Annotated in this window: 13 protein-coding genes; 10 read left to right on the top strand and 3 right to left on the bottom strand. The window is 68.3% G+C overall.

Going from position 1 to position 13343, the window contains the following annotated elements:
- Window positions 1-7 precede the first annotated feature (7 nt).
- The 3 genes from ACSJJU_RS00445 (at window position 8) to ACSJJU_RS00455 (ending at window position 2111) form a co-directional block, all read left to right on the top strand.
- Window positions 8-823 carry a 3-hydroxybutyrate dehydrogenase gene (locus ACSJJU_RS00445; protein ID WP_435913159.1) on the top strand — a complete coding sequence of 272 codons (816 nt, stop codon included), beginning with the start codon at window positions 8-10 and terminating at the stop codon, window positions 821-823.
- A gap of 91 nt (window positions 824-914) precedes the next feature.
- A complete protein-coding gene (locus ACSJJU_RS00450; RefSeq protein WP_435913161.1) occupies window positions 915-1190 on the top strand; it encodes a hypothetical protein in 276 nt (91 codons plus the stop codon).
- A gap of 150 nt (window positions 1191-1340) precedes the next feature.
- A complete protein-coding gene (locus ACSJJU_RS00455) occupies window positions 1341-2111 on the top strand; it encodes an adenosylcobinamide-GDP ribazoletransferase (protein ID WP_435913162.1) in 771 nt (256 codons plus the stop codon).
- Between the two features lie 70 nt (window positions 2112-2181).
- Here ACSJJU_RS00455 and ACSJJU_RS00460 read toward each other — a convergent pair whose 3' ends face one another.
- Entirely contained in the window at window positions 2182-3090 is a 909-nt protein-coding gene (locus ACSJJU_RS00460) for a LysR family transcriptional regulator (RefSeq protein WP_435913163.1), read from the bottom strand.
- Window positions 3091-3339: 249 nt separating this feature from the next.
- Here ACSJJU_RS00460 and ACSJJU_RS00465 point away from each other — a divergent pair, with 249 nt between their 5' ends.
- From ACSJJU_RS00465 to ACSJJU_RS00480, 4 genes are all read left to right on the top strand, one after another.
- On the top strand, window positions 3340-4884 hold the full coding sequence (locus ACSJJU_RS00465) for a carboxyl transferase domain-containing protein (protein WP_435914347.1): 1545 nt from the start codon (window positions 3340-3342) through the stop codon (window positions 4882-4884).
- 21 nt (window positions 4885-4905) lie between these two features.
- A complete protein-coding gene (locus ACSJJU_RS00470) occupies window positions 4906-5691 on the top strand; it encodes an enoyl-CoA hydratase/isomerase family protein (protein ID WP_435913164.1) in 786 nt (261 codons plus the stop codon).
- Entirely contained in the window at window positions 5691-7688 is a 1998-nt protein-coding gene (locus ACSJJU_RS00475) for an acetyl/propionyl/methylcrotonyl-CoA carboxylase subunit alpha (RefSeq protein WP_435913165.1), read from the top strand. The genes ACSJJU_RS00470 and ACSJJU_RS00475 overlap by 1 nt, the downstream gene beginning before the upstream one ends.
- Before the next feature lie 122 nt (window positions 7689-7810).
- Window positions 7811-8968, top strand: coding sequence for an isovaleryl-CoA dehydrogenase (locus ACSJJU_RS00480; protein ID WP_435914348.1), 1158 nt, complete (start codon window positions 7811-7813; stop codon window positions 8966-8968).
- 129 nt (window positions 8969-9097) lie between these two features.
- Here ACSJJU_RS00480 and ACSJJU_RS00485 read toward each other — a convergent pair whose 3' ends face one another.
- Both ACSJJU_RS00485 and ACSJJU_RS00490 read right to left on the bottom strand, forming a co-directional pair.
- Window positions 9098-9517: a hypothetical protein gene (locus ACSJJU_RS00485; protein WP_435913166.1), complete on the bottom strand. Its 420-nt coding sequence runs from the start codon at window positions 9515-9517 to the stop codon at window positions 9098-9100.
- Window positions 9514-10107, bottom strand: coding sequence for an NADPH-dependent FMN reductase (locus tag ACSJJU_RS00490; protein ID WP_435913167.1), 594 nt, complete (start codon window positions 10105-10107; stop codon window positions 9514-9516). Before ACSJJU_RS00490 ends, ACSJJU_RS00485 begins: the two co-directional genes overlap by 4 nt.
- 85 nt (window positions 10108-10192) lie before the next feature.
- On the opposite strand from ACSJJU_RS00490, the gene soxR reads away from it, so the two are divergent.
- The 3 genes from soxR to ACSJJU_RS00505 all read left to right on the top strand — a co-directional run bounded on the left by soxR (window position 10193) and on the right by ACSJJU_RS00505 (window position 13308).
- Complete coding sequence (soxR, locus tag ACSJJU_RS00495; RefSeq protein WP_435913168.1) at window positions 10193-10711, top strand: redox-sensitive transcriptional activator SoxR; 519 nt, start codon at window positions 10193-10195, stop codon at window positions 10709-10711.
- Window positions 10712-10886: 175 nt separating this feature from the next.
- Complete coding sequence (locus tag ACSJJU_RS00500; protein ID WP_435913169.1) at window positions 10887-12299, top strand: amino acid permease; 1413 nt, start codon at window positions 10887-10889, stop codon at window positions 12297-12299.
- A gap of 127 nt (window positions 12300-12426) precedes the next feature.
- Window positions 12427-13308 (top strand): GIY-YIG nuclease family protein, encoded by an 882-nt coding sequence (locus ACSJJU_RS00505; protein ID WP_435913170.1) that lies wholly within the window; start codon window positions 12427-12429, stop codon window positions 13306-13308.
- Window positions 13309-13343: the final 35 nt, after the last annotated feature.

The raw sequence follows: 13343 nt of genomic DNA on the forward strand, positions 1-13343 counted from the left end.
ACGCTTCATGACCTCAGCCTCCCGCCTGCTGTCTCCAGAGTCGCTCAGGGGCAAGACCGCCGCCGTCACCGGCAGCACCAGCGGCATTGGCCTTGCCGTCGCGGAGGCGCTGGCGAGCGCCGGTTGCAACGTGGCGCTGAGCGGCCTTGGCGATCCGGCGGCGAACGAGGCGCTGCGGGCGCGGCTGGAGGCGGACCACGGCGTCAAGGTCACGCTGAACAGCGGCGACCTCAGCAAGCCCGCCGAGGTCAGGGCCTACATCGAGGACGCCATCGCCGCGTTCGGGGCGGTGGACATTCTGGTGAACAACGCCGGTGTCCAGCATGTCTCGGCGGTGGAGGACTTCCCCGACGACAGGTGGGAGCTGATTCTGGCGCTCAACCTGTCGGCGGCCTTCTACGCCACCAAGGCGGCGCTGCCGGGCATGAAGGCGCGCGGCTGGGGCCGCATCATCAACATCGCCTCGGCCCACGGTCTGGTGGCCTCGCCTTTCAAGTCGGCCTATGTGGCGGCCAAGCACGGCCTCATCGGCTTCACCAGGACGGTGGCGCTGGAATGCGCCGAGACCGGCATCACCTGCACCGCCATCTGCCCCGGCTATGTGAACACGCCGCTGGTTCAGGGTCAGATCCGGGATCAGGCCGTCGCCCACAACATGTCCGAGGACCGGGTGGTGCGGGAAGTGATCCTCGCCGCCCAGCCCAGCAAGCGGTTCGTCGAGCCGGCAGAGATCGCCGCGACGGTGCTGTTCCTCTGCTCGCCCGCGGGCGCATCGATCACCGGCGTGCCCCTCTCCCTCGACGGCGGCTGGACCGCCCGCTGACCCCGGCCGGGGAAACCCCCGCCCGCCCCCGCGCGTTCGGCCACCTGGGGAATGCGCCCCTAGCCGTCGATGACTTGCGCGAGGGCCCGGCATGGAGATGGTTCCGCACCCGCTGACCACAGGACGCCTGCGCCGCATGACGGCCGCCGTTCTCGCCCCGACTCTGCTGGCGGGGGGCTTGCTGGCGGGGGGCGTGCTGGCGGCCTGCCGGCAGGACCCGACGCCCGATCCCCTGCCCGGCCCCATGACCAACCAGACAACCGGCCAGACAACCGACCAGACAACCAGCCAGACGGGCCAGCCCGCTCGGCCCGACGGGCCGGACCAGACCGTCCCCACTCCCGGCAATCCCCCGCCGAGCGGCTGAGTTCTGGCCCGAAACGGGGAAAGCGTTGCGAATCTGACACCCTCGCCAACCGTCTTCATCCGGCCTCTTTACGCAGCTTGACCCTTTGCCGCTCATGGGCGAAGGGAGGGCGAGGAAACCCACCACAACCCGAAATCCACGCAGGGAATTATGGCCGGTCAGTTCTTCTTTGCGGCCCAGTATCTGACGCGCATGCCCGCCACGGCGGAGGAAGCCCGCCCCCTGCCGGACGGCGTCTCCGTCTGGTTTCCGGCCGTCGGACTCGCCTTCGGCGCGGGACTCGGCATGGTGATGTGGATTGCCTCGGTGATCGACATCTGGTTCGCGGCGCTCTGCTGCGTGATCGCATGGACAGTCTTCACCCGCGCCCGCCCCCTGGCGGGGCTGGCCGCCTTCGTCGCCACCGACGATGCGGACGGCGCCGCCGCGCGCCGGGCGGATGTCTGGTCTGACGTCGGGGGCCCGGGCCTTGCCGCGCGCCCCTCGCCGATCGGCGCGCCGGTCGCCACCATCGCCGTCACCCTGATGCTCATCACCCAGCTGGTGCTGCTCATGCTGCTCACGGTGCGCATGGATTACACCGATTGGCTCACGCTGGCGCTGGTTCTCGGCTGGGCGCGGTTCGCGCCGCTGGTGTGGGTGAACACCTCGGCCCGCCTGCGCGAGGGCGACGCCGCCGTGCTCTGGCCCGCCGACCGGGCCATGACCGCCCGCTGGGCCCTGGCCCTGTTCGTCGCGAGCCTGTTCGTCGACTACGCCCTGCTCGCCGCGCCCCTCGCCCTCATGGCCTGGCAGGGGTGGCTGCGCCGCACCGGCAACCTCACCGTCACCGGCGTGCTGGCGGGCGTTGCGGTGGTCGAAGGCGCAACCCTCGCGGCCGTCATCGTGCGCGCCATGCTCTCGCCGCTGGGGATGGAGTAGGCGGGGATGGAACAGGCGGGGATGGCATAGCCCCCCGGGTTCTGAACGCCCCGCGCCCCCTTTCCCGCCCCTAGCCGGCGGGCCGCCCGGACGCTGTGCCGGACACGCTCCCGAACACCGTCTCGACCGCCTCCACCAGCGGGCGCACGTGATCCTCCGCCGACAGCCCGGCCGTGGCGGGCGAGCGCAGCAGCACGAGGCGGCGGCGCAGGTCGAAGCCCGCCATGGGCACGCGGGCGACCCGGGGGTGGGTGTAGCTGTCCGGCATCACGGTGAGCCCCAGCCCGGCCCCCACCAGCGCCAGCACGCGCTCGTCGCTCACCGAGCGGAAGGCGAAGCGCGGGCGCACGTTGCGGTCGGTGAAGTGGCGGGAGGTCTCCGAGAGCACCTCGCAGCGCTGGCGCACGATCATGGGCTCGTGCATCACGTCCTCCGCGCTCAGCACCGGCCGCTCCGCCAGCGGATGGGCCGCAGGCAGCGCCAGCGTGTAGCCTTCCTCGAACACCGGGCCCACCGCCACGCCGGGGTTCTCGCCCCGGTCCAGCGTCAGGGAGAAGTCCAGGCTGCCGTCCTTGAGGCGGTTGGCCAGCTCGTGCTCGGTGCCCTCCACCAGATCGAGCGGCAGGGCCGTGGGCGAGCGGCGGTATTCCGCCACCACCGCCGCGACCAGCGCCGCGGGGATGGTCACCAGCACGCCGAGCCGGGCGACGGTCGGCTGTCCGGTCTCCGCCGCCTCCCGTACTGCCGCGTTGCACAGCTGCATGATCTCCCGCGCCCGCATCAGGAACCGGGTTCCCGCCGGCGTCAGGAACACGCGGCGGCCGGAGCGCTCGAACAGCGTCACCCCCAGCCCCTCCTCCAGCTTGCGGATGCCAGCGGACAAGGTAGGCTGGGTGATGTTGAGGCTGGCGGCGGCCTTGGTGAAACCGCCCGCCTCGATCACTGCCACGAAATACCGAATCAGATAGAGCTCAACCATAGAAGTTATCTATGGCATGGGGCCATAAATATCAATTTTACCTATGAGAAGCAGGCCATTAAACCTGCCGCATCGACCGCAATGATCGGATCGACGCTCGGGAGCTTTGTTCCGACGCAAACAGCGCCGCGCCCTGGGAACGGGGCTGCAAGGATCATGGCTTCCGGGCAAGCAATGGGACGAAGGTGCATGGCAAAGAGCAAGCGGGCGACATCTTCCGAAGCCGAACCGCGCGACAACGGCGCGGTGATGCGCGAACTGGTGGCCGACCTGAAGGCGAAGATCGCCGCCATTGCCGAGGGCGGCTCCGCCGAGGCGCGGGAGCGTCATGTCAGCCGTGGCAAGCTGCTGCCCCGCGAGCGGGTGGAGCGGCTGCTGGACCCCGGCACGCCGTTTCTCGAATTCTCCCAGCTCGCCGCCTATGAGGTGTACGACGAGCCGGTTCCGGCGGCGGGCATCATCACCGGCATCGGGCAGGTGGCGGGCCGGCTGTGCGTGATCGTGTGCAACGACGCCACCGTCAAGGGCGGCACCTACTACCCGCTTACCGTCAAGAAGCATCTGCGGGCGCAGGACATCGCGCGGGAGAACCGCCTGCCCTGCCTCTATCTCGTGGACTCGGGCGGCGCGAACCTGCCCAACCAGGATGAGGTGTTCCCGGACCGGGACCACTTTGGCCGCATCTTCTACAACCAGGCCACCATGTCGGCGGAGGGCATTCCGCAGATTGCGGTGGTGATGGGCTCGTGCACGGCGGGCGGGGCCTATGTGCCCGCCATGTCGGACGAGGCGGTCATCGTCCAGAACCAGGGCACCATCTTTCTCGGCGGCCCGCCGCTGGTGAAGGCGGCGACCGGCGAGGTGGTGTCGGCGGAGGATCTGGGCGGCGGCGACGTCCATGCCCGCCAGTCGGGCGTGGCGGACCATCTGGCCCGCAATGACCTGCACGCGCTGGACATCGCCCGCAAGATCGTCGGCACCCTCCCCGCGCCCCACCAGCCGGACGTGGCCGTGCGCGCGCCGGTGGAGCCGAAGTTCGCGCCGGAGACCCTCTATGACATCATCCCCGCCGACAGCCGCACCCCCTACGACGTGCGGGACGTGATCGCGCGGATCGTGGACGGCTCCGTGCTGGACGAGTTCAAGCCGCTTTACGGCACCACGCTGGTGACGGGCTTTGCCCACATCTGGGGCATGCCAGTGGGCATCGTCGCCAACAACGGCATCCTGTTCTCCGAGTCCGCGCTCAAGGGCGCGCACTTCATCGAGCTGTGCTGCCAGCGGCGGATTCCGCTGCTGTTCCTCCAGAACATCACCGGCTTCATGGTGGGCCAGAAGTACGAGAACGCGGGCATCGCCAAGGACGGGGCCAAGCTGGTCACCGCCGTTGCCTGCGCCCAGGTGCCCAAGATCACCGTCATCATCGGCGGCTCCTTCGGCGCTGGCAACTACGGCATGTGCGGCCGGGCCTACAGCCCCCGCTTCCTCTACATGTGGCCCAACGCCCGCATCTCGGTGATGGGCGGCGAGCAGGCGGCCAACGTGCTGGCCACCATCCGCCGCGACAACCTTGAGGCCCGGGGCAAGCGCTGGTCCGCCGCCGAGGAGGAGGCCTTTAAAATGCCGATTCGGGAGCAATATGAACGGCAGGGTCATCCCTATTACGCCAGCGCGCGTTTGTGGGATGACGGCGTGATCGACCCCGCCGAGACTCGCAATGTTGTCGGCCTGTCGCTCGCCGCAGCGCTGAACGCGCCGATTCCGACGACGCGGTTCGGCGTGTTTCGCATGTAATGGCGCTCAGGAGACGCGCAAATGACGGCCCTTCTCTACCAGATCGACGAGCGCGGCGTGGCGTATCTGACGCTGGACCGCCCGGACCTCCACAATGCCTTCAACGAGGACCTGATCAACGAGCTGAGTGACGCCTTCACCGATCTCGCCTCGCACGACCGGGTGCGTGTCGTGGTGCTGCAAGGCAACGGCGCCTCCTTCTCCGCCGGTGCGGACCTGGAGTGGATGCGCCGCGCCGCCCGCTACGACGAGGCGAAGAACCGGGAGGACGCCCTGCGCCTCTCCGACATGCTGTTCCTCATCGACAGCTGCCCCAAGCCGGTCATCGCCAAGGTGCACGGCAACGCCTTCGGCGGCGGCGTCGGGCTCATCGCCTGCGCCGACATCGCCATCTCGGTGGCGACGGCCCGCTTCGCCCTCACCGAGGTGCGGCTGGGGCTCATCCCGGCGGCCATCTCGCCGTTCGTGCTGAAGGCCATCGGCCCGCGTCAGGCGCGGCGCTATTTCCTCACCGCCGAGCCCATCACCGCCGCCTGCGCCAAGGACATCGGCCTCGTCCACCAGGTGGTGGAGGACGAGAACGCGCTGCACGATCAGGTGGAGATCATGGTGGGCCTTCTCCTCGGCAACGCGCCCGGCGCGGTCGCCGAGGCCAAGCAGCTGGTGCACGACGTGGCCGAGCGGCCGATCACGCCCGAGCTGCGGGCGGAGACCGCCCGCCGCATCGCCTCGCTGCGCGCCTCGCAGGAGGGTCAGGAAGGCATTTCCGCATTTCTTGAAAAGCGTCGTCCGAGCTGGGTGCACTGATGCGTCGAATTCTGATTGCCAACCGGGGCGAGATCGCCCGCCGGATCATCCGCACCGCCCGCCGCATGGGGATCGAGACCGTCGCCGTCTATTCGGACGCCGACGCCAACGCCCCCCACGTGGCCGAAGCGACGCTCGCCGTGCACATCGGTCCCGCGCCCGCCGCGGAGAGCTACCTGCGGGCGGAGAAGATCATCGAGGCCGCGCTCAAGACCGGGGCGGACGCCATCCACCCCGGCTACGGCTTCCTCTCCGAGAACGCCGCCTTCGCCGATGCCTGCCAGCAGGCGGGGCTCATCTTCATCGGGCCGGGCGCGGACGCCATTCGCGCCATGGGCCTGAAGGACGGCGCGAAGAAGCTCATGCGCCAGGCGGGCGTGCCCATCGTGCCGGGCTATCAGGGCGATGACCAGAGCCTCGACCGGCTCCAGCGCAGCGCCAACGCCATCGGCTACCCCATTCTCATCAAGGCGGTGGCGGGCGGCGGCGGCAAGGGCATGCGCCGCGTAGACGACGCCGCCAGCTTCGCCGACGCCCTGCTCGCCGCCAAGCGGGAGGCGCAGCGCGCCTTCGGCAACGACAGCGTGCTGATCGAGAAATACCTCACCTGCCCGCGCCACGTGGAGGTGCAGGTGTTCGCCGACACCCACGGCAACGTGGTGCACCTGTTCGAGCGCGACTGCTCCCTCCAGCGCCGTCACCAGAAGGTGGTGGAGGAAGCCCCCGCCCCCGGCCTGCCGGAGGCGCTGCGCCGCGCCATGGGCGAGGCGGCGGTCACGGCCGCGAAGGCCATCGGCTATGTGGGCGCGGGCACGGTCGAGTTCATCCTCGACGTGTCGGAGGGCGTGGAGAAGGCGCCCTTCTACTTCATGGAAATGAACACCCGCCTTCAGGTGGAGCACCCGGTCACCGAGCTGATCACCGGCTATGATCTGGTGGAGTGGCAGATCCGCGTGGCGCGCGGCGAGCCCCTGCACGCCCGGCAGGAAGACATCCGCATCAACGGCCATGCCGTCGAGGTGCGCCTCTATGCGGAGGATGCGGAGGGCGGCTTCCTCCCCTCCACCGGGCGGCTGGAGCGGCTGCACCTGCCCGAGGGTCTGGCGGGCGTGCGCGTGGACAGCGGCGTCGTGGAAGGGCAGGAGATCACCGTCCACTACGACCCGATGATCGCCAAGCTCATCGCCCACGGCACGGACCGCACGGTCGCCATCGACCGGCTGATCGGGGCGCTGGACGCCACCATTGCCGTTGGCCCCAAGACCAACCGCAGCTTCCTCGCCCGCCTCATCGGCCACCCGGCTTTCCGCACGGGCGACATCGACACCGGCTTCATCGAGCGCCACCTGGAGGATCTGGCCCCCATCACCGAGGTGCCGGACCGCTTGCTGGCGCTGGCGGCGCTGGCCGCCGCCACGCCGCGCGAGAAGCCGGACATGTCCTCGCCGTGGACCGCGCTCGGCCCCTGGCGGCTCAACCTGCCCTACCGGCAGAGCATCGACCTGTTCCTGCCCGATGGGGCGAAGCACACCGTCACCCTCACCCGGCAGGCGGACGGCGCGATTGCCGTTGGCGGGCTGGACGAGCCCCTGACCGGCCTGCCCGCCTGGCGCGACGCCTACCGCTTCGAGGTGGATTTCTCCGGCAGTCTGGCCCGCGCCATGGTGCTCACCCACGAGCACAGCCTGGAGGTGCGCGTGGGCGGCCTCACCTTCCATTTCGGCCTGCGCGACGAAGCCGCCGGCGACAAGGGCGCCCTGCCGCGCGACGGCAAGCTGACGGCCCCCATGCCCGGCAAGGTGCTCGGCATTTTCGTCAAGCCCGGCCAGAGCGTCGCGGCGGGCGAGCGGCTTCTGGTGCTGGAGGCGATGAAGATGGAGCACCGCCTCACCGCCCCGGCCACAGGCATCATCAAGGCCGTGCACGTGGACGAGAACGACCAGGTGCCCGAAGGCCGCCTGCTCATCGAGCTGGATGTGGAGGCCGCATCGGCATGAGGGTGCCCGGCGCGCAAGGATAACGCGGCCCGAAAAACGAATGGGGTGCAGGGGTCCGAGACCCCTGCATGAAATCAAACGAACAAGGCAAACCCGACTTGGGGGGAACGAAAGAGATGACCATGAACAGCCTGCGGTTTGACCACGGCGAGACCATCGACATGCTGCGCGAGACGGTGGCTTCCTTCGCGCGGGACGAGATTGCGCCGCGCGCCGCCGAGATCGACCGCACCAACACCTTCGCCCGCGATCTGTGGCCGAAGCTGGGGGCGCTGGGCCTGCACGGCATCACGGTGCCGGAGGAGTTCGGCGGCTCGGGGCTTGGCTACCTGGCCCACTGCGTGGCGATGGAGGAGATTTCCCGCGCCTCCGCCAGCATTGGCCTGTCCTATGGTGCGCACTCCAACCTGTGCATCAACCAGATCAACCGCTGGGGCACGAAGGCGCAGAAGGAGAAATACCTCCCCAGGCTGATCTCGGGCGAGCATGTGGGCGCGCTCGCCATGTCCGAGCCCGGTGCGGGGTCGGACGTGGTCTCGATGAAGCTGCGCGCCGAGAAGCGCAACGACCGCTACGTGCTCAACGGCAACAAGATGTGGATCACCAACGGGCCCGTTGCCGACACGCTGGTGGTCTACGCCAAGACGGACCCCGACGCGGGCCCGCGCGGCATCACCGCGTTCCTGATCGAGAAGTCGTTCAAGGGCTTCTCCACCGCCCAGAAGCTGGACAAGCTGGGCATGCGCGGGTCGGACACCTGCGAGCTGGTGTTCGAGGATTGCGAGGTGCCCTTCGAGAACGTGCTGGGCGAAGAGGGCAAGGGCGTCAATGTGCTGATGTCCGGCCTCGACTATGAGCGCGTGGTGCTGGCGGGCGGCCCGCTCGGCATCATGCAGGCGGCGCTGGATGTGGTCGTGCCTTACGTGCACGAGCGCGAGCAGTTCGGCCAGCCCATCGGCACCTTCCAGCTGATTCAGGCCAAGCTGGCGGACATGTACACCACCCTCAACGCCTGCCGCGCCTATGTCTACGCCGTGGCGCAGGCGTGCGACCGGGGCGAGACCACCCGCAAGGACGCCGCCGGCTGCATCCTCTACGCCGCCGAAAAAGCAACGCAGGTGGCACTGGATGCCATTCAATGTCTGGGTGGCAATGGCTATATCAACGAATACCCGACCGGCCGCCTGCTCCGCGATGCCAAGCTCTACGAGATCGGCGCGGGCACGTCGGAGATCCGCCGTTATCTCATCGGCCGCGAGCTGTTCGAGGAGACGGCATAAGGCGGCCCGGTCCGGTGGTCAGCCCCCCGTTCTGTTGCGTTGTTTGTGTGCGACCTGTGCAAACTCACGAACTTCCTTTGAGGCCGGAGGTCCCCCGGCCTCTTTTTTTATCCCTCGCCCCGGGGCGGCTCAGGCCCGGGACGCCGCAAGGCTGAGGGCAATCGCGGTCAGCAGCAACAGGGCCAGGCCGGCGGGTGCGAACACCACGCGCCTCAGGGTTTCCACCAGCAGCCACATCAGGGCCCGCCAGAGATCGCGCCGGCGCAGGGGCGCCGGCAGCCCGTCCGCGCCCTGCTCCGGCATCGGCACCAGCGCCCGGCTTTGCCGGGAGACCGGCACCAGCGCCCGCCCCTGGCGGGAGACCGGCACCAGCGCCCGGCTCCGGGGGGAGACCGGCACCAGCGCCCGGCACTGGCCGGGCAGTGTCACCAGCGCCCGGCTCCGGCGGTGCGCTGAGACCAGCGCCCACCCCTTGCCGAGCACCGGCAACAATGCGCGGCCATGACCGGGAACGGGCAGCAGCGCCCAGCTTCCCGGTCCCGCCGTCATGCGGCCAGATCCGTATAGGACAGGGCCTCGCGTCCGGTGCGCAGCGTCTGCGCCCACCAGTGCAGCCGATTCAGCACGAAGCGCAACGTCCTGTTCGGGCCAGCCGGCTCGCGCATCCGCCCGCTGGCATCGAACAGGGTCCAGGCCTGGGGCAGCACCACGCAGTCGCGCAGGGTCACTGCGTGAAGTTCGCAGAACACCTGCCGCAGCTGTTCAATGGCCCGCATGCCGCCGGACATGCCGCCATAGCCGACGAACGCCACCGGCTTGGCGTGCCACTGCTCGGTGATGGAGTCGATCAGATGCTTCAGCGGCGCCGGGTAGCCGCGGTTGTACTCGGGGGTCACCACCAGGAAGGCGTCGGCCCGGCCGATGCGATCGATCAGCATGCAGCGCTCGGGCGAGTCCTCGCGGACATGCCAGATGGGCGGTGCCATGGTCGCCGGGTCGATCATCTGCATCTCGAAGCGGCTGTCCTCCGCGATCTGCTCGGCGGCCCAATCGACAATGGTGTCCGCCAGACGCCCTTCCCGGGCGCTGCCATAGATGATGGCCAGATTGATTCTGGCCGGATTGAATCCGGGTCGCATGGGAGGTGCTCCTTCTTTTGCTTTTGTTCGAGGAGCCCGCTTGGTAAAACCTCAACCTAACTTGAGGTCAAGAGGAAATGTTTCCATGACGACGATTGACCCGGCCGCGCACCAACGGCCCCTCACCGTTGGCGAAGTTGCCGCCCGCAGCGGCGTGCCTGTCTCCACCCTGCATTTCTACGAGGCCAGGGGTCTCATCAGCAGCGAACGCAGCGCGGGCAACCAGCGCCGCTACAACCGGGCCGTGCTGCGGCGCATCGGCATCATCAAGGCGGCGCAGCGGGTTGGCATACCGCTGGGGGACATCCGGAAGGCGCTGGCGGCGCTGCCGCGCGAGAAGCCCTCCACGGAAGACTGGGCCCAGCTCTCCGCCGCCTGGCGGGACGAGCTGAACGACCGCATTGCCCGCCTCACCCTGCTGCGCGACCGGCTGGAGGGCTGCATCGGCTGCGGCTGCCTGTCCGTCAGCCACTGTCCGCTGCGCAACCCGGACGACGTGGCGAGCGATCTGGGGCCGGGTGCGCTCTATCTGGAGCCCGGCGTGACCCCGCCCGTCCGCCCGGCGGCGGACCCGGCGGGCAACGGAAGCCCGGAGCCTGCCTGACGCCCCGGCCCGGGCGCTCCGATCCGTCCAAAACTCTGCTTCTGTTTGCAGCGGGACGGGACTAAACGATCGCGGCCCGGCGGTTTGCTGGCCATGGCCCGCAGACCGGACGCCTCCGGTCCGGAACCGGAACGGCTCCGGCACGTTCGCATCCTGTAACGTCAAGATTGGCACCATGTCCGCACAGACCGCACCCCTTCCGCCCGCCGGCGCGCCTGAACCCGAGAGCGGCCTTGGCCTTCCCGCTGCCGTTGCCCTTGTGGTGGGCACCGTCATCGGCACCGGCATCTTCACCCTGCCCGCGGCGCTGGCCCAGTATGGCCTTGCGGGACTGACCGGCTTCGTGCTGGCGACCCTTGGTGCATTGGCGGTCGCCATGGTGTTCGGCGCCCTCTCCCGGCTCTACCCCGCGCCGGGCGGCCCCTATGCCTACGCGCGCGAGGGGTTCGGCGACATGGCGGGCTTCTGGAACGCCTTTTCCTACTGGTGCTCCGCCTGGCCGGGGAATGCGGGCATTGCCATCTCGTGGGTGTTCTACGTGCAGGCGCTGTTCGGGCTTGATCCCGCCAACCGGGGGCAGGCCATTCTCATCGGCCTTGTCGGCCTGTGGCTGCCGGTGTTCGTCAATCTTGGCGGCGCGAAGAGCCTTGGCCGCTTCCAGATCGTCACCACCGTGCTGAAGTTCCTGCCGCTGGCGTTTCTCGCCACGGTCGGTCTGGTGGTTGCCTTTGCGCGGGGCAACTGGCCGGCGTGGAACCCGGCGGGCGGCAACACCCTGTTCGCCCTGTCTTCCGCCCTCACCGTCGCCACCTTTGCCTATGTGGGCATCGAGGCGGCCGTCATCGGCGCGGGGCGGGTGCGCAACCCGCAGCGCAATGTGCCGCGCGCCACGGTCTACGGCACGATGGCAACGGCCGTGCTCTACATCCTCGTCACGGTGGCCGTGTTCGGCATCGTGCCCAACGAGACGCTCCGCGCCACCGGCGCGCCGTTTACGGACGCGTTCGACGCGATCTTCGGCGGCACCTGGAGCGGCAAGCTGGTGGCCCTGTTCGCGGTGATCTCGGGGCTTGGCGCGCTCAACGGCTGGACTCTGGTTTGCGGCGAGGTGCCTTACGCCGCCGCCCGGGACCGGCTGTTCCCCGCCGCCTTTGCCCGCACCAACCGCCACGGCATGCCCGCATTCAGCATCATCAGCTCTGCCGTTCTGGCCTCCGTCGCAGTCGCGCTGGCGCTTGGCGCGCGCGGTGGCGTCGATGCCTTCACCGAGATCGTGATGTTCTCGGGCGTCACTGTCGGCGTGCCCTATTTCTTCTCGGTGCTGGTGCAGCTCTATTACCTCTGTACCGAAGGCCGCCGCCTCAACCCGGCCACCTTCCCGCGCGAGGTGATCGTCGCCGCCCTCGCCCTTGTGTTCACCTTCTGGATGATCGCGGGCTCGGGCCAGTTCGCCGTTTACATCAGCATGCTGATCTTTCTGCTCGGCTTCGTGATGATGGCGGTGCTGCACATCCAGACCGGCCGCTTCGGCCCGCAGCGCACCGCCCCGCAGGACGCCCCGCCCTCCGGCCCCGGCGCCGTCCGCTGAGACCGGGGGAGAGGTGTCTTTTAGGGCGGAGATTTCCTCAGCGAATAATTGAATATTATCAGCTTAGTTCGTTACATGAGGATCTTGCGATGCGCCGCCAACAGGCGGCGCTTCCTGGAGAGTCCTCATGGTCCTGCACGGGAGTGCCGAGAGCGCCGAGCCTCATGCCCACGTCACGCCATTTCGCGTGCGCGGCGAATATACGCGCAATCAGGTTGCCGATCTCATTGGCCTGCCGCAAAGCCATCGCAAAGGCGGCTCATGGAATACCGGCTATATGCGCTGGCAGGATGCCTTCTTCATCTTCTGCAACATCGATACGCCTGGGCGCACCGGCCATGATTACGCCAATCATTGGAACGGCAACCTGTTGAACTGGTCTGGCAAGACCGCTTCCAATTTGCGGCAACCCCTGATCCAGGCCATGATCTCGGGTCGCTATCCGGTTCATCTATTTTGGCGACGCGACGACCGGGCTCCCTTCCGTTACGCCGGACTCGCCTCGCCATACGACATTCAGGATACCACGCCTGTTCGAATCACCTGGGCTTTTGACTCCGCCGTCGACCATGACTCCGCCCTCGAACAGCATCCAACGCCCCCGTCACCCGCGGCCGTTGTCCGGGAGCCACCTCCCCCGGTGTTTCGACATGGGCCGGTGCCTTTCATCGGCGAGCGGACATTCAAAGTCACGGATGCAGAAACGTGCGTTTATGTCATGCGCCTCGCCGGCCCGCTTGGTGCCGTGTTTCCTGACCTTGCTCCGAACCACGCCGTTATAAAGGTTGGCAGATCCAACAACGTCTCCCGTCGCTGCCGGGAGTTGAACAACGGCTTTCCATACGGCTGTTTGCTATCTTGGGTCGTCGAGGAAACGCATATTTACCCAACGGTCAACGAGGCCGACACAGCCGAGCGCAACCTCCACATCCTTCTTGAAAAGCACGGTTATTGGATCAGCGGCGAGTTTTTCGCTGTGCCGGAGACCCTGCTGCCGCTCTTGGGCTGAGGGGGGTGGAGGCCGTATCGGTTGCCTTGGCTTAG

Source organism: Pedomonas sp. V897 (assembly GCF_051304405.1).
GTDB lineage: Bacteria > Pseudomonadota > Alphaproteobacteria > Sphingomonadales > Sphingomonadaceae > Pedomonas.

Excerpts from the sequence above, each read along its gene's own strand:
- ACSJJU_RS00445 (WP_435913159.1), top strand. The coding sequence starts at position 8 with ATGACCTCAGCCTCCCGCCTGCTGTCTCCAGAGTCGCTCAGGGGCAAG.
- ACSJJU_RS00450 (WP_435913161.1), top strand. The coding sequence starts at position 915 with ATGGAGATGGTTCCGCACCCGCTGACCACAGGACGCCTGCGCCGCATG.
- ACSJJU_RS00455 (WP_435913162.1), top strand. The coding sequence starts at position 1,341 with ATGGCCGGTCAGTTCTTCTTTGCGGCCCAGTATCTGACGCGCATGCCC.
- ACSJJU_RS00460 (WP_435913163.1), bottom strand. The coding sequence starts at position 3,090 with ATGGTTGAGCTCTATCTGATTCGGTATTTCGTGGCAGTGATCGAGGCG.
- ACSJJU_RS00465 (WP_435914347.1), top strand. The coding sequence starts at position 3,340 with ATGCGCGAACTGGTGGCCGACCTGAAGGCGAAGATCGCCGCCATTGCC.
- ACSJJU_RS00470 (WP_435913164.1), top strand. The coding sequence starts at position 4,906 with ATGACGGCCCTTCTCTACCAGATCGACGAGCGCGGCGTGGCGTATCTG.
- ACSJJU_RS00475 (WP_435913165.1), top strand. The coding sequence starts at position 5,691 with ATGCGTCGAATTCTGATTGCCAACCGGGGCGAGATCGCCCGCCGGATC.
- ACSJJU_RS00480 (WP_435914348.1), top strand. The coding sequence starts at position 7,811 with ATGAACAGCCTGCGGTTTGACCACGGCGAGACCATCGACATGCTGCGC.
- ACSJJU_RS00485 (WP_435913166.1), bottom strand. The coding sequence starts at position 9,517 with ATGACGGCGGGACCGGGAAGCTGGGCGCTGCTGCCCGTTCCCGGTCAT.
- ACSJJU_RS00490 (WP_435913167.1), bottom strand. The coding sequence starts at position 10,107 with ATGCGACCCGGATTCAATCCGGCCAGAATCAATCTGGCCATCATCTAT.
- soxR (WP_435913168.1), top strand. The coding sequence starts at position 10,193 with ATGACGACGATTGACCCGGCCGCGCACCAACGGCCCCTCACCGTTGGC.
- ACSJJU_RS00500 (WP_435913169.1), top strand. The coding sequence starts at position 10,887 with ATGTCCGCACAGACCGCACCCCTTCCGCCCGCCGGCGCGCCTGAACCC.
- ACSJJU_RS00505 (WP_435913170.1), top strand. The coding sequence starts at position 12,427 with ATGGTCCTGCACGGGAGTGCCGAGAGCGCCGAGCCTCATGCCCACGTC.